Origin of the sequence: Duganella margarita (assembly GCF_009857535.1) — a bacterium.
GTDB classification, from domain to species: Bacteria; Pseudomonadota; Gammaproteobacteria; order Burkholderiales; family Burkholderiaceae_D; genus Rugamonas; species Rugamonas margarita.
The window spans coordinates 53,495-70,745 of record NZ_WWCS01000019.1 but is presented as its reverse complement, the minus strand read 5'-3'; the positions used below and the strand labels follow the sequence as shown (position 1 = coordinate 70,745).

Genomic DNA, 17,251 nt, shown 5'->3' with positions numbered 1-17,251 from the left:
ATCGGGCCATGAACGCGCCCACTGCAAAACGCCACCGAATCGCCGTCATCGCCTTTGACGGCATCACGCCCTTCCACCTGTCCGTTCCGGGCATGGTGTTCCGCGACGCCGCGTTCGACCTCAAAATCTGCTCGCCCGATCCATCGCCGCTGCGCACCACCGGCGGTTTCGACATCAGCGTCCAGCATGGACTACAGACACTTAGCCGCGCCGATATCGTCATCCTTCCGACCTGGCACGACGACTGCCGGCCAGCGCCAGCAGCACTGCTGGAAGCGCTGAAACGCGCACACAAGCGCGGCGCCCGCATCGTCGGTCTGTGCCTGGGCGCCTTCCCGCTGGCGGAGGCGGGCTTGCTGGATGGCCGCAGCGCCACCACCCACTGGGCGTATGCCGACGCGCTGGCCGAACGCCATCCCGCCGTCGTGGTCGACCGCGAAGTATTGTATGTGGATGATGATGTATTGACCTCCGCCGGCGTGGCGGCGGGCCTGGACTGCTGCCTGTATCTGCTACGCCAGTTGTGCGGCGCCGACGCGGCAAACCAGGTGGCGCGGCAATTGGTGGTGGCGCCGCACCGTCAGGGTGGACAGGCGCAATTCATCGAGCGTCCAGTACCTGTGAGCGGCAGCGACGACCGCTTTACGCAGGTGCTGGACTGGGTCAACCGCCATCTGGCGGATAACCACAGCATCGACGCGCTGGCCGCGCGCGCCGCCATGAGCCGCCGTAATTTCACGCGCCACTTCCGCGACGCCACCGGCACCTCGTTCAAGCAATGGCTGCTGAACCAGCGCGTGGCGCATGCCCAGCGGCTGCTGGAAAGCAGCGACGCCTCGATCGAGCTGGTGGCGCAGGAAGCCGGCTTCGGTTCGGCACTGTCGCTGCGCCAGCACTTCCGCGCCGTGCTGCTTACCTCACCGTCCGACTATCGCCGCCAGTTCCGGGCCGGCGCTGCCTGATTATTCGCCTGCCTCGCCGGCGGCAGCGGCGGCTTCGCGCAGCTTGTCCTTCTTGCTCTTGCGTTTGCCCTTGATGCCGCCGTTTTCCACGTCGGTGACGGCGCTGACCGGCGCCGCCGTTTCCGTTTGCTCGAAACCGGCGATGGTCTCGCGTGGCACGCGTTGCTCCTGGCGTTTCTCGATCAGGCGGAAATGTGGCTCCGATTCCGCCGTCACAAAGCTGATCGCCACGCCACTTTCACCTGCGCGGCCGGTGCGGCCGATGCGGTGCGTGTAGTCGACGGCGGAACGCGGCAGGTCATAGTTGACTACCGCCGGCAAGCGCGCAATGTCGATGCCGCGCGCCGCCACATCGGTTGCCACCAGCACCTGCAGATAGCCGGAGCGGAAATCGGTCAGTGTCTGGGTCCGTGCGCCCTGGCTCAATTCACCGTGGAAGGAGGCGGCATGGATGCCGTTGCGATTCAATTTGTCGGCCACGTGATCGGCAGCATACTTGGTGGCGACGAAGACCATCACGCCGCGCCACTTATGCTCCTGGATCAGGTGCTTGAGCAGCATGGTACGGCGCGGCACATCGACCGCAATCGCGCGCTGCACGATATCCGGTTTGCTGGACGGCTCGGACAGCACTTCGATGCGCGATGGCTGATGCAGGATGCCGTCGGCCAGCTTTTGCACCGCCGGCGGAAAGGTGGCGGAGAAGAACAGGTTCTGGCGCTGCTTGGGCAGCAGCTCCAGGATGCGGTTCAATTCCTCGCTGAAGCCCAGGTCCAGCAGGCGGTCCGCCTCGTCCAGCACCAGCATGGAGACGCGCGAGATCTTCAGCGCGTTGTGGTCGATCAGGTCCAGCAGGCGGCCAGGCGTGGCAACCACGATGTCGGCGCCGCCGCGCAGCGCCATCATCTGCGGGTTGATCGACACGCCGCCGAACACGATGGCGACTTTGACCGGCATATTCAGGTGGGACACCAGCTTGCGGATCGACTCGCCCACCTGCACCGCCAGTTCGCGCGTCGGCACCAGCACCAGGCCATGCAGCTGGCGCGGACCGTCGCGGTTATCCAGCAGCGATTGCAGCAGTGGCAGCGCGAAGGCGGCCGTCTTGCCGGAGCCGGTTTGCGCGGCGCCCAGCACATCCTCGCCGCGCAGGATGGCGGGAATGGCGGCGCGCTGGATGGCGGTCGGCTCTTCGTAACCGATTTCGGTAATGGCGTTGAGCAGGGAGGGAGCAAGGCCCAGTGTGGAAAAAGACATATCGGCCTAAATGAAAGAAATCAGGCGACAGTATAAAGCATGCTAGTTGCACACTCCGCGCAAGGCGGCGACAGCGATGAACGGCAGCGCCAGATATCCAGAGAGGAAAAAGGTCGGCTGCCGCTTCAGGCCTTCCGAATGCAGGCAGTCCGGCACCTTGGCTTCGTTAAAGGCTGCGGTCATCATGTTCGATTTGGCAACGCTGAATGCCGGCTCGCTTTGCAGCAAAGGCTGCGGCCTCGGCTCGGAGGCGATGGCTTCGGTCACCACCTTCTTCACAGCCGGATCGGTATGCTCCTGCAGCGCCTTGACCTGCTGCGCTGACACCGCGGCATCAAGATACGGATCTTTTTCCGCAGTCTGCGCTTGCGCGCCGGCGGACAATGCAGCCAATAGCGTCAAACCGGACAAACGCATGAGAATTTCTCCGTTATCGTCATTGAATGCATTATCATTCAGAATAGCCGTTTTGACAAAGAAAACTACCATGATCAATTGGGACGCCCATGCCTGCCTGCCACAGCATCCGCTGGCCGACTTCACGCCTGTGCACCGGCTGCATGCGGCCGGGGTCAATTATGTGTCGTTGAACGTCGGCGCCGACATGAATCCGCTGTCGCAGGTAATGTCGGTCATCGCCGGCTACCGCGCCACCATCGCCGCCGATCCGGAACGCTATGCGCTGGTCTCCAGCGTGGACGACATCATCCAGGCCGCCGCCGACGGCCGCATGGCGATCAGCTTCGACCTGGAAGGCGCGCTGCCGCTGCTGGAGCAGCCGGACATGGTGGCGCTGTATGCGCAACTGGGCGTGCGCCAGATGCACTTTGCCTACAACCGCAATAACAGCGTGGCGGACGGCTGCCATGACGTCGCGCGCGGCCTGACGCCGCTCGGCCAGCGCATGGTGGAAGCGGTTAACCAGAACGGCATCCTGATGGATTGCTCGCATACCGGGCGCCTGTGCAGCCTGGAGATCATGAACGCCTCGTCGCATCCGGTGATATTCAGCCACGCCAATCCGTACACGCTGGTGCAGCATGGCCGCAACGTCACCGATGAACAGATCCGCGCCTGCGCTGCGACCGGCGGCGTGGTGTGCGTGTCCGGCCTCTCCTTCTTCCTCGGCAGCGCGCAGCCGGACGCCAACGACGTGGCGCGCCATGTGGCCTACATCGCGGATCTGGTGGGCATCAAGCATGCGGGCATCGGCCTGGATATCTGCTTCCAGCAGCCAGGTCTGGACGACACGCCGCCCGGCGATTTCGATCCTTCGCACTGGTGGCCCGCGTCCGCCGGCTACAGCGCCGACAAGCCGCCCAGCTTTACGCCGCCAGAGGTCTGGCGCGAACTGCCGGCCGCATTGCGCCGCGCCGGCATGAGCGAGACCGAGGCGGAGCTGGTCCTGGGCCGCAACATGATGCGCGTGGCGCAGCAGGTCTGGGGCGCGGCCGAGGCGGCGCTGGCTCAAGCCGCCTGATTAGCCGGCAGATGATTTATGCAGGCGGATTTTCAGGTAGGCCTGCAAGGCCAGCTTGAATTCCGCCACCAGTTTGCGGCGCTCCGCCGCACTGGCTTGCGCGTAAAGCGGATTCAATCCCTTCACGATCTGCAGCGCCACATTGGCGGTGCGCAGCGCTTCTTCCTCCTCCATCTCCGGATTTTTCTGCCTTAACACCGCGCCGAATTGCGCCCGCAAACGCTGGCGCGCGTCGGCGCTGCGCTGGTAGCCCAGCGTGGCGTTGAGCAGCGCGAAATAGGCCGGATGCTCGTCAAAGAAACCGATCATCAAATCGAATACCCGGTCCGCCAGCGCGTTGACGCTCAGATGTGCCGCATCGGTTGTCAGGCCGCTCCAGCGCTGCGCCATGTCTTCGCCATACTGTTCGCGCAGCGCACGGGCCAGCGTCAGCTTGTTGGGGAAGTATTGATAAAGGGCGCCGATCGACGAGCCGGAACGCTCGGCGATGGCGGTCATGGTGGCGGCGTCGAAGCCGGATTCTGCGAAGACAGCGGCGGCGGCATCCAGCATCGCGGCCATCCGCTGCTCGCCACGCAACTGCTGCGGCTTACGCCGTTTTTGAGTATCTGAGGACATCCTCACATTATAAGCTACAATATATGAGGATATCCTCACATTCAAGGAGCGCAAACCATGGAAACGACAGCACTGGTATTAATTGATCTTCAACATAGCAACGTGGCGCGCACGCTGGCGCCGCATTCCGCGCAACAGGTGGTGGAAAACGGCGCGCGCCTGGCGGACGCGGTACGCGGCAAGGGCGGCACGGTGGTCTACGTCCGCGTGCTGGTGAACGAACTGCTGCCGCAGCCCGGCGACGTTTCGGTGAACCGCGATCCATCCGCCGCGCCGCTGCCGCCGCAGGCCTGGGAGATTGTCGACGCTGCCGGCATGCAGCCGGGCGACATCGTCATCGACAAGCGCCAATGGGGCGCGTTCCACGGCACCTCGCTGGAGCAGCAACTACGCCGGCGCGGCATCAAGACCATCATCCTGGGCGGCATCGCCACCAACTTCGGCGTGGAATCCACCGCGCGCGCAGCGCAGGATCTGGGCTACGCGCTGATGTTCGCAGAAGACGCCATGTCCAGCATCAAGGCGGAGATGCACCAGTTCTCGGTACAGACCATCTTCCCGATACTTGGCCATGTGCGTTCGACAGCCGAGCTACTGGCCACCATTGGATAACGCCCCGGCGCTGGAGCGCAAGCTCGCCGATATCGATCAGCGCATCGACGGACTGCACCTGCTGCGCGGCGAACTGACGCGCCGCCCCGGCGCCGACATGCAGGCCTGCCCGCTGCAAGGCGCGGCTACCTGATCTTGGAGCACTCCTCCTCCGGCGTGGCGCTGAGTTCAAACTCCACGCGCCGGCCGCCGACGTTGAGGTCTTTGTAAGGCCGGTCGACCAGATTAAATTCGCCTTTGCGCAGCTTGTCCAACACTGCTTTGCAGGCGATGTCACTGTAGCGCGGCGTAGCGACCACGGTCCACTTGCCATCCGCCCCGGCCGCAAACAAACGGCCCTGGCCCGCATTCTGCTCTGGCACTAACAGCACCTGTTGCTTGCCATCGCCACCGAGAACGAGGACAAAGGCGTCGCACTTGCCGTTCCTGCTGGTGAGGCACTCCGGTTTGCGGTCGTCCTGCATCGCATCCCACTTCTGCGCCACAAAACTGGCTGGCAGCTGCGCGCCAGCGGGCCACACGGTCATATTGGCAGCGACCGACACCGGCGCGGTCGACCGCACCGGCGCCTGCCAGCGCTGTTTGTTGTCCAGCGCCTGCACGGCGGCGGCCTCTCGCTGCAACAGCGCGGCGTCCGGCCCCGTGCTGCGTTTCAGTTCCTCCAGCGCGGCCTGCCCGTATCGGCCACCCTCAAAGCGCAAATAGCGGAAGTCGAATTTGGATGCGATGATCTTGCCCTTGGCCAGCCGCGCCATCTGGCTATTGACGCCGATACGTGCCGGATCGGCAATCGGCGTAAATAAGGCCAGCAGCACCGCCAGCACCAGGAACGAGGTAAAGATATTCACCATCGCCAGCGGCCGCAGCCACGTGTCGTACTGGTACGCGGCCCACAGGTAGCCGATGGCGTAGCTGCTGGCCACCAGCAGGCAGGCGGCGGCGATCACGCGGTCCGAGGTCCAGCCATACTGCACCACCCGCAGCCCCAGCGCATACATGCCGACCATGACGATCGGCAGGATCAGGATGGCGGCGGTGCGCGCGCCTACGCGCAGCGGCAAGGCGACGATCGCCTGGCCGTTCTGGAAGGCGGCGTTGACCAGCACCAGCAGCACTGCCGCCGTGAACAGCAGCACCGAGGTGGCGTGGCGCGTCTCCCACAGCGCGGTCAGCCCGGTGAACGGCAGCGTGCACAGGAAGCCGGTTACCAGCACCACGGCCACCGGCAAGATCCACGACATCAGCACCAGCAGCAATGTGCGGATGCCGCGCACGATCGACGGCCGCACATCCGTCACATGCATCGCGCAAGAGAAGGCAGTGCAGATCACCGGCACGTTGAACCACGAATTCTCCAGCAGCTCATGCAGGAATTTCAGCTTGACCAGCATGAACAGGGTGGCGCCCATGTGCAGCACCAGGAACAGCGCACCGACGAAAAAGGCGGAAAACAGCAGCTGTATCGCCAGCTTCCACGCCACTTCAAAATACGTGTTGTAGCTGGCGATGCGTTTGCCGTCCTGCGCGCCGGCCATTACCAGCGCGTGGGCGATGAAGAAAAACACGCAGCTGAAGAACACCAGCATCATCGATGGCGAGTAAACCGGCTTGTTGTCCCAGTTGGACAGCAAGGGATAGCTGTTCGCCCCGCGCCACACATCATGCAGCGCCAGCGCCAGCAGCACGGCCAGCGCCGAGAGCAGCCAGACGGCTGCCTGGCGCGGCGCCAGGTGACCAAGACTGGAGACCAGCAATACGGGCAGTATCAGCAGCACCGTCAGCAGCGGCACCATCAGGTACGGCGCGGCGGCCGGCCATGCCACATCCCGGCTGGCGGCGTACAGCCAATACAGCAGCAATCCCTGCACCAGCCCCACCGCCAGCCGCGTCGCCATCACCTTGCGGCTGACCTGCGCTTCCAGCGCGATCTCGTTGTGTTCCATCTTTTCCGTCCAATGATGATGAATTCGATTAGTTTGACAATTTAGCATGGATGACCGGGCAAGCGTGGAGGCGCTATAATCAAAGACTATGAATCCACTTCTCGACAAGCTGCATCCCTACCCGTTCGAAAAACTGCGTCTGCTGTTTGAGCAGGTCACGCCCGCCCCCGAGTACAAGGCCATCAGCCTTGGCATGGGTGAGCCCAAGCATCCGACGCCGAAGTTCATCGAGCAGGCGCTGGCCGATAACCTGTCCGGTTTGGCCGTCTATCCAACCACCATCGGTTCGCCCGAGATGCGCGCCGCCATTGCCGGCTGGCTGGAACGCCGCTACAACCTGCCCAAGCTCAATCCCGCCACCCAGGTGCTGCCGGTGAACGGCTCGCGCGAGGCGCTGTTCGCGCTGGCGCAGGCGGTGATCGACAAGGACGCCAAGTCGCTGGTGGTCAGCCCGAATCCGTTCTACCAGATTTATGAAGGCGCGGCCTACCTGGCCGGCGCCGAGCCGTACTTCATCAATTCCGACCCGGCGCGCAACTTCGGCTGCGACTACGACAGCATTCCGGCCGAGGTGTGGCAGCGCGTGGCGCTGCTGTTCGTCTGCTCGCCGGGCAACCCGACCGGCGCCGTGCTGTCGCTGACCGACTGGGAAAACCTGTTCGCGCTGTCGGAACGCTACAACTTCATCATCGCCGCCGACGAGTGCTACTCCGAGATCTATCAGGGCGAGCCGCCGCTGGGCGCGATGCAAGCGGCGCACCAACTGGGCCTGGCCACCATCGACCAGCCGTATGCGCGCCTGGTGGTGTTCAGCAGCCTGTCGAAGCGCTCCAACGTGCCGGGCATGCGCTCGGGCTTTGTGGCCGGCGACGCCGACGTGCTGAAAAAATTTCTGTTGTACCGCACCTATCACGGCGGCGCCATGAGCCTCTCCGTGCAGGCTGCGTCGATCGCGGCGTGGAACGACGAAACCCATGTCGAACAAAACCGCGAACAATACCGCGCCAAGTTCAACGCCATCACGCCTTTGCTGAAGCAAGTGCTGGATGTCGAACTGCCGGACGCCGGCTTCTACCTGTGGGCTGACGTCAGCCGCACCGGCCTGTCCGACACCGAATTCGCCCAGCGCCTGTACGCCGAATATAATGTCACCGTACTGCCGGGCAGCTACCTGGCGCGCGAAGCGCATGGCGTCAACCCAGGCCGCAACCGCATCCGCATGGCGCTGGTCGCCGAAACGGCGGAAGGCCTGGAAGCGGCCCAGCGCATCGTCCAATTCTGCAAGTCCCTTAATAAATAAAGAGTCCATCATGAGCCAACAACTCCAGAACATCATCGAAACCGCCTGGGAAGACCGCGCGAACATCAACCCGTCCAACGGCGCCGCCGAACTGCGCGAAGCAGTCAACCACGTGCTGGCCGGTCTGGACGCGGGGACCATTCGCGTAGCCGACAAAGCCACCGGCACCTGGGTCGTGAATCAGTGGGTCAAGAAGGCCGTGCTGCTGTCGTTCCGCCTGGAGAACAACGTGGTCCTCCCATCGGATGGCACCATGCAGTTCTACGACAAAGTGCCGACCAAGTTCGCCAACTACACCGCCGACGATTTCGCCAAGGGCGGCTTCCGCGTGGTGCCGCCAGCCGTGGCGCGCCGCGGCTCCTTCATCGCCAAGAACGTGGTGCTGATGCCGTCGTACGTCAACATCGGCGCCTACGTCGATGAAGGCGCGATGGTCGATACCTGGGCCACCGTCGGTTCGTGCGCACAGATCGGCAAGAACGTCCACCTGTCGGGCGGTGTCGGCATCGGCGGCGTGCTGGAACCGATGCAGGCCAATCCGACCATCATTGAAGACAACTGCTTCATCGGCGCCCGCTCGGAAATCGTCGAAGGCGTGATCGTCGAAGAGAACTCGGTGATCTCGATGGGCGTGTACATCGGCCAGTCGACCAAGATCTACGACCGCGCCACCGGCGAAGTGACCTACGGCCGCGTACCTTCGGGTTCGGTGGTGGTATCGGGTTCGCTGCCATCGGAAGACGGCAAGTACTCGCTGTACTGCGCGGTGATCGTCAAGCGCGTCGATGCGCAGACCCGTTCCAAGACCAGCATCAACGAACTGCTGCGCGGCGTTTAATGCAGTAAAAACCGGAGATTCGCCATGGCCATGGACCGCCTGTTCCAGCTGATGAAGGAAAAAAACGCGTCGGACATGTTCTTCGCGGTGAACTCTCCGGTTCACATCAAGATCAACGGGAACCTGATCCCGATCAACCAGCAGAAGCTGGAGCCGGAAAACATCCATGCCCTGCTGGCGGAAATCGCCACGCCGGAGCAGATGGACGAACTGGCTGCCACCAACGAATTGAACATGGGCGTATCGGTGCCGAACCTGGGCCGCTTCCGTCTGTCAGCGTTCAAGCAGCGCGGCAGCATCTCCGCCGTGTTCCGCTTTGTGCCCGCCACCATCCCGCTGCTGGCCGATTTGCAGCTGCCGCCGGTGCTGGCGGACCTGATCATGGAAAAGCGCGGCTTGCTGCTGCTGGTAGGCGCCACCGGTTCCGGCAAATCGACCACCATCGCCTCGATGCTGGATCACCGCAACGAACTGCGCTCCGGCCATATCCTGACGCTGGAAGATCCGATCGAGTACCTGTTCCGCAATAAAAAATCCATCGTCAACCAGCGCGAGATCGGCAGCGACGCCAGGGACTTTGCCACGGCGCTGCGCAACTCGATGCGCCAGGCGCCGGACTGCATTCTGATCGGCGAGATCCGCGACAAGGAAACCATGGCGGCGGCGCTGGCCTATGCGCAGTCCGGCCACCTGGTGCTGGCGACGCTGCACGCCAACAACAGCTACAACGCGCTCAATCGCATCATCAGCTTCTATCCAATCGAGAACCGCCCTGCCCTGTTGCAGGATCTGTCGAGCGCCATCAAGGCGATTGTATCGCAGCGGCTGGTGCGCTCGATCCACGGCGGCACGCGGTCGGCGGCGGTGGAGGTGATGGTCAATACGCGCTATATCTCGGACCTGATCGAGAAAGGCGAAATCAGCCAGATCAAGGAAGCGATGGAGAAGAGTTTGTCGCCCGGTTCGCAATCGTTCGAGCAATCGCTGCTCAAGCTGGTGCAGGATGGGCTGATCAGCCAGGACGAGGCACTGGCCAACGCCGATTCAGCCACCAATCTGTTGTGGCTCATCAATAATGGCCCGGACAGCAAAGCCTCCCAGGCAGAGACCGAAGCCAAGCCGGTGCAGAGCGAAACATCCTTTACGGAATTCACGCTGAACACCTGACGCCGGTAGCATTCGGGCATTAAGGGATATGAAACGTTGCGGTGTTAACAACGGCGCACTGCTATAATGTTTTTTATTTATGCCTTTTCATCACGTCCAGAATCTTTCCCCGGCAAGGGAAAAACTCTTTTCGCTCGCTTCCCTCCTGCTGATATATGGCTTATGTGCGCTGATGGTCATTATCGTCTGGAACGCCAGACACGTTAACGGCGTCACTGGCGATGAACCGCACTACCTGATCATGGCCAACGGCCTGGCCCAACATGGGACACTGGAACAGACGGTTGCGTACAAGAGCGCATTGGAGCCGCCGGAACGTGCCAAGGCATTCGGTCAGCCGCCCGGCACGAAACCAGACGCGTCATTCGTACATTCAGTGGCTGGCCCCCACGGCCAATTCAACGTCCACAACATCGGCTTGCCTTTGCTGCTGGCGATTCCTTTCACCATTGGCGGAATGGTCGGCGCCAAGGTGTTCATGATGTTGTTTGGCGCACTGATCGTCGTGTTTGCATGGAAATTCTCCGCGCTGTTCTCGACCAACCAGCGGCATCGCTGGCTGGCCGTGTGCGCCACCTGTATCGGCATGCCGCTACTCCCGGCCGCCAACCAGATCTATCCCGACTTGATGGCAGGCGCGCTGGCCATGATGGGCTTGTACTGGTTCAGCACTACCCAGGACAAGCGCAGCATGCCACTGGAACTGTTGTTCGCCGCTGCCGTGGCCTACCTGCCCTGGCTGCAAATCAAATTCGGCCCGGCTTGCGGCGTGATTTTGCTGGCCGTGATGTCGAAGATTTTTGCCGAGTCCCGCGACCTCAAACGGATTGCCCGCATCGCGGCGGTGGCCGCCCTGTCCTGCCTGACGTTGATTGCCTATAACTCCTACGCATTTGGCAAAGCATCCGGCCCTTATCTGCAGGGCGCTCTGGACGCCAGCCCTGCTAGCCTGATGGTATTCCTGGGCCTGTTCATAGACCAGAATCAGGGCTTCCTCGTGCAAAATCCGGTATTCCTGATCGGCTTGCTGGGCATGGGCTGGCTGTATCGCAGCCGGCGTCCGCTGGCACTGCTCGGCGGCGTGCTGTTCCTGTCGATGATATTGCTGAATGCGCTGCATCCCAACTGGTATGGCGGCTGGAGTTTTTCGGGCCGCTTCGGCTGGACCGCTGTCGTGGTCTTCATGATTCCGACACTATACGGTTTGCTCGAACTGGCCCGGCGCAGTGAACGGGCATTCGCCGCCATCGTGCTGCTGGTGATGCTGATACAGGCTTACCTGCTGTACCACTATGCATTTACCGCACCCGATCTGTATAACCGCGCGCCAACGACACCGTTCGACGCCTATGCAGAGCTCTACCCAGCCATCCACAGTTGGCTGCCGGCACTGTATTCCATCACCTGGGCCGTCAGCCATCTGCCCAACTACACATGGCTCACCGTGGTCATCGTGCTGCCGCTGGCTGGGTTTGCGCGCAAAGTCGAGTTCAAGCGTTTCGGTCTGTTAGCCGCAGCCTTTTTCGCCCTCATGTACGGCGTGGGCACGGCGATCATCAACGCCGCGTCCTCGCCACTGCCAGCGCACAAGGATGAAGTTTTCGCCGCTGCGACCCTGCCGTCGCAAACCGGACGGATTGACGGCAGTACCCGCGTTGCCGAACCAGGCAAGGACACACCGGGCTTCGTCAGCTTTGGCCCCTATCTTCCATACCCAAGGTCGACCTATCGCATCACTGTCAAATACAGCAGTCCGGCGGCACGCAGCGAGCCGGTTGCGCTGTTCGATGTGCTGGATACCGGCGCCCAGCAAGCGCTGATGATCAGAGAACTGCCGGGGACAGATGGCGCCGTCAGCGAATTCACGGCCGACTTCAAGATCATCTCGTTGCAAAAGGCGCCGGTGCTGGAATTCCGCAATCTTTGGGCAGGCAAGCACGCGTTCAAACTGTATGACATCAGTGTCAAGGCGGTGCGGGACTGAAGCCCTTATTGATGTGTTTTGAGCATCCCGCTGGACCGCGGGCGCATGGTATGCTATCGCTCCTCCGCACCCGGCATTAATTACTTCATGACAATTACTATTTACGGTATCCCAAACTGCGATACCGTCAAAAAAGCACGCACCTGGCTGGCCGAACATCAGCAGGAATTCGTCTTTCATGACTTTAAAAAGCAAGGCCTGAGCCGCGACATCGTCGCCGGCTGGCTGAAACACCTGTCGCGCGACGTGCTGGTGAACCGCAAGGGCACCACCTGGCGCGCGCTGTCCGACGAGCGCAAGGCATCCATCGTCGACGACGACGCGGCCATCGCGCTGATGCTGGAAAACCCTTCCGTGATCAAACGCCCGGTGCTGGACAACAACGGCGCCTTCTCGGTCGGCTTCTCCGACGCGCAATACCAACAAATCTTCAATGGCTGATATGACTCCCTCCAAGACCCTGGCGCTGACCGAAAAGCTGATCTCCCTGTCGTCCGTCACGCCTGACGACAAGGGCTGCCAGCAGCACCTGATCGACCTGCTGACCCCACTGGGCTTCGTCTGCGAAACCATCGAATCGAACGGTGTCACCAACCTGTGGGCACGCCGCGGCACGACCTCGCCGGTGATGGTGTTCGCCGGCCACACCGACGTGGTGCCGACCGGCCCGGTCGAACAATGGCGCTCGCAGCCCTTCACGCCGACCCACCGCGACGGCAAGCTGTATGGCCGCGGCGCGGCCGACATGAAAACCTCGATCGCCGCCTTCGTCGTGGCCTGCGAAGAGTTCATCGCCAAGCACGCCGACCACAAAGGCTCGATCGCCTTCCTGATCACCAGCGATGAAGAAGGCCCGGCCACCGACGGCACCGTCATCGTCTGCAACCTGCTGAAGGAACGCGGCGAGACCATCGACTACTGCATCGTCGGCGAGCCGACTTCGGACGAAACGCTGGGCGACATGATCAAGAACGGCCGCCGTGGCTCACTGTCCGGCAAGCTGACCATCAAGGGCGTGCAAGGCCACATCGCCTATCCGCAACTGGCCAAGAACCCGATCCACCTGGGCGCGCCGGCGCTGGCCGAGCTGGTGGCCGAAGTCTGGGACCACGGCAACGAGTACTACCTGCCGACTTCCTGGCAGATGTCCAACATTAACGCCGGCACCGGCGCCAATAATGTGATCCCGGGCGAGATGGTGGTCGACTTCAACTTCCGCTTCTCCACCGCCAGCACCCACGAGGAACTGAAGCGCCGCGTGCACGCCATCCTGGACAAGCACCATCTGCATTACGACATCAAATGGGCGCTGAGCGGCCTGCCGTTCCTGACCCCGCGCGGCACCCTGAGCGATGCGCTGTCGGCGGCGATCAAGTCGGAAACCGGCGTTACGACCGAATTGTCGACCACCGGCGGCACCTCGGACGGCCGCTTTATCGCGCAGATCTGCCCTCAGGTGATAGAATTCGGGCCTCCCAACGCAAGTATCCACAAGATCGATGAGCATATCGAGCTGCGATTTGTCGATCCGCTGAAGAATATCTATCGCCGCACGCTGGAAAACCTGCTGACGTAAACAGCAGCGCGGCGTGGGCTCCGATGACCGTTTTACCGAGATAGCCATGAACACGACTCTTTTCACCACGCCGCGCGACCTGCTGCGCTATGCCGTCACCCGCTTCAACACCGCCAAGCTGTTCTTCGGCCATGGCAGCACTGAAGCGTATGACGAAGCAGCCTATCTGATCCTGCACACGCTCAAGCTGCCGCTGGACCTGCTCGATCCTTTCCTGGACGCCAAGCTGCTGCCTGAAGAAGTGGCTGCGGTGCTGGCCGTGATCGATCGCCGCACCAACGACCGCGTGCCGGCTGCCTACATCACCAACGAAGCCTTTCTCGGCGCCTACAAGTTCTACGTCGACGAGCGCACCATCGTGCCGCGCTCCTTCATCGCCGAACTGATTCCGGAATACTTCGCGCCGTGGGTTAACGAGCCTGAGAACGTGTCGAACATCCTGGAACTGTGCACCGGGTCCGGTTGCCTGGCGATCATGATGGCGGACGCCTTCCCGGATGCCGCCGTCGATGCGGTTGACATTTCGGCTGACGCGCTGGAAGTCGCCAAGCGCAACGTCGCCACCTACGAGCTGGAAGACCGTTTGACGCTGATCCAGTCCGACCTGTACGCCAATGTGCCGAACAAGAAGTATGACCTGATCATCACCAATCCGCCGTACGTGAATTCGGCCTCGATGAGCAAGCTGCCGATGGAATACCGCGCCGAGCCTGAACTGGCGCTGGATGGCGGCAAGGACGGCATGGACCTGGTGCGCCGCATTGTGGCCGGCGCCGCCGAACGCCTGACCGACGACGGCCTGCTGATCGTCGAAATCGGCAATGAAAAAGCATTCGCCGAAGCCGCATTCGGCGAATTGGGCCTGACGTGGCTCACCACCAGCAATGGCGACGACATGGTCTTCCTGCTGACCGCCGACCAGTTGAAACTCTAAAAATAACCCGCGTCTTTCCCGCGCAGGCGGGAATCCATGCTGAGTATGGATCCCCGCTTGCGCGGGGACGACGGTATCGAGAATATGCAATGATCCGTTTTAACCAAGTAAGCCTGATGCGCGGCATAAAGCCGCTGCTGGAACAAGTCGACGTTACCCTCAATCCCGGCGACAAGATTGGCCTGATCGGCGCCAACGGCGCCGGCAAATCCAGCCTGTTCGCGATGATGCGCGGCGAGCTGCACCCGGACCAGGGCGATATCGACTTCCCGGCCAAATGGCGTGTCGCCTACGTGGCGCAGGAAACCCCGCCGCTGGAACGCGCGGCGCTGGACTACGCCATCGACGGCGACGTCACCCTGCGCAAGCTGGAAGCCGAACTGGCGCGCCTGGAGTCCGAACCGGAAACCACCGAGAACGGCATCGCCATCGGTGAAATCTACAGCGCGCTGGCCGACGCCGACGCCTACACCGTGCAGTCGCGCGGCGAACAGCTGCTGCTGGGCCTTGGCTTCTCGCTCGACCAGATGCAGCAACCGGTGGCCAGCTTCTCCGGCGGCTGGCGCATGCGCCTCAATCTGGCGCAGGCGCTGATGTGCCCTTCCGACCTGCTGCTGCTCGATGAACCAACCAATCACCTGGATCTGGACGCGATCATCTGGCTGGAAGACTGGCTGAAACGCTACCCCGGCACGCTGCTGATCATCTCCCACGATCGCGACTTCCTCGACGAAATCGTCAACGTGGTGGTGCACATCGATGAGCGCAAGCTGAAACGCTACTCGGGCAACTACTCGGCCTTCGAACGTCAGCGCGCAGCGCAGATGATCCTGGCCGCCGGCGCGCTGGAAAAGCAGCAGCGCAAACGCGCCCACCTGGAATCGTTCGTCAACCGCTTCAAGGCGCAGGCCTCCAAGGCCCGCCAGGCGCAGAGCCGCATGAAGGCGCTGGCCAAGATGGAAGAACTGGCGCCGTTGCGCGCCGCCGCCGAATTCTCGTTCGAATTCCGCGAGCCGCTAAGCGCACCGAATCCGCTGCTGGTGATGGAAGACGTGGATGCCGGCTACAAGATCGAAGACCAGGCGACCGGCGAGATCACCCACAAGACCATCGTCAACAACATCAACTTCTCGCTGCAGATCGGCCAGCGTATCGGCCTGCTGGGCGTGAACGGCGCCGGCAAGTCGACGCTGATCAAGACCATCGCCGGCGACATCATGCCGCTGACCGGCGAATCGACCACCGGCAAGGGCCTGAACATCGGCTACTTCGCCCAGCACCAGGTGGAGATGCTGCGCCACGACGAGTCGCCGCTGTGGCACCTGGCGAAGATCGCGCCGACGGTGCGCGAGCAGGAACTGCGCAACTTCCTGGGCGGCTTCAACTTCCCCGGCACCATGGTCACCAGCTCGATCGCGCCGTTCTCCGGTGGCGAGAAGGCGCGCCTGGCTCTGGCGCTGATCGTCTGGCAGCGTCCCAACCTGCTGCTGCTCGATGAACCGACCAATCACCTGGACCTGGAAACCCGTGAAGCGCTGACCGAAGCGCTGGCGCAGTTCGAAGGCACGCTGGTGGTGGTATCCCACGATCGCCACCTGCTGCGCGCCACCACCGACCAGTTCATCATTGTCGCCGACGGCAAGCTGCAACCGTTCGACGGCGACCTGGATGACTACAAGGATTGGCTGTTCCAGACCAAGCTGGGTAAAGGCACCGATGTGCTGCCGGCGGCGGGCAAGGACAACAAGACTGCCTTCCCGGTGCAGTCGCCGGTCGCGCCGGAAAAGGCTGCGGTTGAAGCGCCGGTGGTCAACACCAAGGAACAGAAGCGCAAGGAGGCGGAAGAACGTCAGCGCCTGTCCGCGCTGCGTAAACCGCTGGAGCAGAAAATCAAGCGCCTGGACGAGCAGATCGCCAAGCGCACCGTGCAGAAGGCGGAAGTGGAAGCCAAGTTGGGCGAGGAGTCGATTTACGACGCCGCCAACAAGGCCAAGCTGAAACAGCTGCTGGCCGACCAGACCTTCTTCAATAAAGACCTGGGCGAGCTGGAAGCCCAGTGGCTGGAGTTGAACGAACAGATGGAAGCATTGGGTTAAGCGGCCTGGCGGGCGCCGAATTGCACTTTGCGGATCGACATCAGCTTATCGATGTCGACCACGATCAGACGGCGTCCGTCCACCTCCCCGAGGCCGATCAGATAGTCCACCGACGCCGCACCGGCAATCGGTTCGATCTGATCCAGCTTCAGCGCGACGATGTCCGTCACGCCATCCACCACCATTCCCATCACGCAGCTCGATAGCTTGAGGATGATCACATCCGTCAGCGGATCATGCTGCGGCGGACGCGGACCAAAGGCGATACGCATGTCAACGATCGGCATGATCACGCCGCGCGACACCACCACGCCACTGATAATCTCGCCGTCGTCCGACGAGAAGCGCTCCAGTGCCTGCAAAGGGCGCAATTCCTGCACCTTGCTGAAATCCAGCGCGTAATCGAGTCCGCCGAGCCGGAATACCAGGTACTGCTGCGCCTCAGCGGCGCTGACCTGCGTGGTCGAGGAAGACATGTTGATCC

Annotated in this window: 17 protein-coding genes; 12 read left to right on the top strand and 5 right to left on the bottom strand. The window is 62.3% G+C overall.

What is annotated here, in order from left to right:
* The first annotated feature begins 8 nt into the window (after window positions 1–8).
* Window positions 9–962, top strand: coding sequence for a GlxA family transcriptional regulator (locus GTP55_RS23520; protein WP_161047240.1), 954 nt, complete (start codon window positions 9–11; stop codon window positions 960–962).
* On the opposite strand, the gene GTP55_RS23515 is transcribed toward GTP55_RS23520, so the two are convergent.
* Window positions 963–2,219 (bottom strand): DEAD/DEAH box helicase, encoded by a 1,257-nt coding sequence (locus GTP55_RS23515; protein WP_161047239.1) that lies wholly within the window; start codon window positions 2,217–2,219, stop codon window positions 963–965.
* A gap of 42 nt (window positions 2,220–2,261) precedes the next feature.
* Window positions 2,262–2,714, bottom strand: a complete 453-nt coding sequence (locus tag GTP55_RS23510; protein ID WP_161047238.1) for a hypothetical protein — start codon at window positions 2,712–2,714, stop codon at window positions 2,262–2,264.
* On the opposite strand from GTP55_RS23510, the gene GTP55_RS23505 reads away from it, so the two are divergent.
* On the top strand, window positions 2,707–3,699 hold the full coding sequence (locus GTP55_RS23505) for a dipeptidase (RefSeq protein WP_161047237.1): 993 nt from the start codon (window positions 2,707–2,709) through the stop codon (window positions 3,697–3,699). The genes GTP55_RS23510 and GTP55_RS23505 overlap by 8 nt on opposite strands.
* On the opposite strand, the gene GTP55_RS23500 is transcribed toward GTP55_RS23505, so the two are convergent.
* On the bottom strand, window positions 3,700–4,317 hold the full coding sequence (locus GTP55_RS23500; protein WP_202423838.1) for a TetR/AcrR family transcriptional regulator: 618 nt from the start codon (window positions 4,315–4,317) through the stop codon (window positions 3,700–3,702).
* 57 nt (window positions 4,318–4,374) lie between these two features.
* Between GTP55_RS23500 and GTP55_RS23495 the strand changes: the two genes are divergently transcribed.
* Together GTP55_RS23495 and GTP55_RS23490 are read left to right on the top strand one after the other, a co-directional pair.
* Window positions 4,375–4,929 (top strand): isochorismatase family protein, encoded by a 555-nt coding sequence (locus GTP55_RS23495; protein ID WP_161047235.1) that lies wholly within the window; start codon window positions 4,375–4,377, stop codon window positions 4,927–4,929.
* On the top strand, window positions 4,922–5,062 hold the full coding sequence (locus GTP55_RS23490) for a hypothetical protein (protein WP_229258130.1): 141 nt from the start codon (window positions 4,922–4,924) through the stop codon (window positions 5,060–5,062). The genes GTP55_RS23495 and GTP55_RS23490 overlap by 8 nt, the downstream gene beginning before the upstream one ends.
* Here the strand turns inward: GTP55_RS23490 and GTP55_RS23485 are convergent.
* Window positions 5,055–6,872, bottom strand: coding sequence for a DUF4153 domain-containing protein (locus GTP55_RS23485; protein WP_161047234.1), 1,818 nt, complete (start codon window positions 6,870–6,872; stop codon window positions 5,055–5,057). The genes GTP55_RS23490 and GTP55_RS23485 overlap by 8 nt on opposite strands.
* 88 nt (window positions 6,873–6,960) lie before the next feature.
* Here GTP55_RS23485 and dapC point away from each other — a divergent pair, with 88 nt between their 5' ends.
* From dapC to GTP55_RS23445, 8 genes are all read left to right on the top strand, one after another.
* Window positions 6,961–8,172 (top strand): succinyldiaminopimelate transaminase, encoded by a 1,212-nt coding sequence (dapC, locus tag GTP55_RS23480; protein WP_161047233.1) that lies wholly within the window; start codon window positions 6,961–6,963, stop codon window positions 8,170–8,172.
* 10 nt (window positions 8,173–8,182) lie between these two features.
* Window positions 8,183–9,010, top strand: coding sequence for a 2,3,4,5-tetrahydropyridine-2,6-dicarboxylate N-succinyltransferase (dapD, locus tag GTP55_RS23475; RefSeq protein WP_161047232.1), 828 nt, complete (start codon window positions 8,183–8,185; stop codon window positions 9,008–9,010).
* Window positions 9,011–9,034: 24 nt separating this feature from the next.
* Window positions 9,035–10,177 (top strand): PilT/PilU family type 4a pilus ATPase, encoded by a 1,143-nt coding sequence (locus tag GTP55_RS23470; protein ID WP_161047231.1) that lies wholly within the window; start codon window positions 9,035–9,037, stop codon window positions 10,175–10,177.
* A gap of 79 nt (window positions 10,178–10,256) precedes the next feature.
* Window positions 10,257–12,161 (top strand): hypothetical protein, encoded by a 1,905-nt coding sequence (locus GTP55_RS23465; RefSeq protein ID WP_161047230.1) that lies wholly within the window; start codon window positions 10,257–10,259, stop codon window positions 12,159–12,161.
* 87 nt (window positions 12,162–12,248) lie between these two features.
* The gene (locus tag GTP55_RS23460; protein WP_161047229.1) at window positions 12,249–12,602 is read left to right on the top strand and encodes an ArsC family reductase; all 354 of its coding nucleotides are present in this window, start codon (window positions 12,249–12,251) and stop codon (window positions 12,600–12,602) included.
* Between the two features lies 1 nt (window position 12,603).
* On the top strand, window positions 12,604–13,737 hold the full coding sequence (gene dapE, locus GTP55_RS23455; protein ID WP_161047271.1) for a succinyl-diaminopimelate desuccinylase: 1,134 nt from the start codon (window positions 12,604–12,606) through the stop codon (window positions 13,735–13,737).
* A gap of 46 nt (window positions 13,738–13,783) precedes the next feature.
* Window positions 13,784–14,671 carry a 50S ribosomal protein L3 N(5)-glutamine methyltransferase gene (prmB, locus tag GTP55_RS23450; RefSeq protein ID WP_161047228.1) on the top strand — a complete coding sequence of 296 codons (888 nt, stop codon included), beginning with the start codon at window positions 13,784–13,786 and terminating at the stop codon, window positions 14,669–14,671.
* A gap of 89 nt (window positions 14,672–14,760) precedes the next feature.
* Window positions 14,761–16,767, top strand: coding sequence for an ATP-binding cassette domain-containing protein (locus GTP55_RS23445; RefSeq protein WP_161047227.1), 2,007 nt, complete (start codon window positions 14,761–14,763; stop codon window positions 16,765–16,767).
* Here the strand turns inward: GTP55_RS23445 and GTP55_RS23440 are convergent.
* Window positions 16,764–17,243: a chemotaxis protein CheW gene (locus GTP55_RS23440; protein ID WP_161047226.1), complete on the bottom strand. Its 480-nt coding sequence runs from the start codon at window positions 17,241–17,243 to the stop codon at window positions 16,764–16,766. The two genes, GTP55_RS23445 and GTP55_RS23440, sit on opposite strands and share 4 nt — an antisense overlap.
* Window positions 17,244–17,251 lie beyond the last annotated feature (8 nt).

What these genes read in the sequence shown, in the direction of transcription:
- GTP55_RS23520 (WP_161047240.1), top strand. Translation starts at nt 9, where the DNA reads ATGAACGCGCCCACTGCAAAACGCCACCGAATCGCCGTCATCGCCTTT.
- GTP55_RS23515 (WP_161047239.1), bottom strand. Translation starts at nt 2,219, where the DNA reads ATGTCTTTTTCCACACTGGGCCTTGCTCCCTCCCTGCTCAACGCCATT.
- GTP55_RS23505 (WP_161047237.1), top strand. Translation starts at nt 2,707, where the DNA reads ATGATCAATTGGGACGCCCATGCCTGCCTGCCACAGCATCCGCTGGCC.
- GTP55_RS23500 (WP_202423838.1), bottom strand. Translation starts at nt 4,317, where the DNA reads ATGTCCTCAGATACTCAAAAACGGCGTAAGCCGCAGCAGTTGCGTGGC.
- GTP55_RS23495 (WP_161047235.1), top strand. Translation starts at nt 4,375, where the DNA reads ATGGAAACGACAGCACTGGTATTAATTGATCTTCAACATAGCAACGTG.
- GTP55_RS23485 (WP_161047234.1), bottom strand. Translation starts at nt 6,872, where the DNA reads ATGGAACACAACGAGATCGCGCTGGAAGCGCAGGTCAGCCGCAAGGTG.
- dapC (WP_161047233.1), top strand. Translation starts at nt 6,961, where the DNA reads ATGAATCCACTTCTCGACAAGCTGCATCCCTACCCGTTCGAAAAACTG.
- dapD (WP_161047232.1), top strand. Translation starts at nt 8,183, where the DNA reads ATGAGCCAACAACTCCAGAACATCATCGAAACCGCCTGGGAAGACCGC.
- GTP55_RS23470 (WP_161047231.1), top strand. Translation starts at nt 9,035, where the DNA reads ATGGCCATGGACCGCCTGTTCCAGCTGATGAAGGAAAAAAACGCGTCG.
- GTP55_RS23465 (WP_161047230.1), top strand. Translation starts at nt 10,257, where the DNA reads ATGCCTTTTCATCACGTCCAGAATCTTTCCCCGGCAAGGGAAAAACTC.
- GTP55_RS23460 (WP_161047229.1), top strand. Translation starts at nt 12,249, where the DNA reads ATGACAATTACTATTTACGGTATCCCAAACTGCGATACCGTCAAAAAA.
- dapE (WP_161047271.1), top strand. Translation starts at nt 12,604, where the DNA reads ATGACTCCCTCCAAGACCCTGGCGCTGACCGAAAAGCTGATCTCCCTG.
- prmB (WP_161047228.1), top strand. Translation starts at nt 13,784, where the DNA reads ATGAACACGACTCTTTTCACCACGCCGCGCGACCTGCTGCGCTATGCC.
- GTP55_RS23445 (WP_161047227.1), top strand. Translation starts at nt 14,761, where the DNA reads ATGATCCGTTTTAACCAAGTAAGCCTGATGCGCGGCATAAAGCCGCTG.
- GTP55_RS23440 (WP_161047226.1), bottom strand. Translation starts at nt 17,243, where the DNA reads ATGTCTTCCTCGACCACGCAGGTCAGCGCCGCTGAGGCGCAGCAGTAC.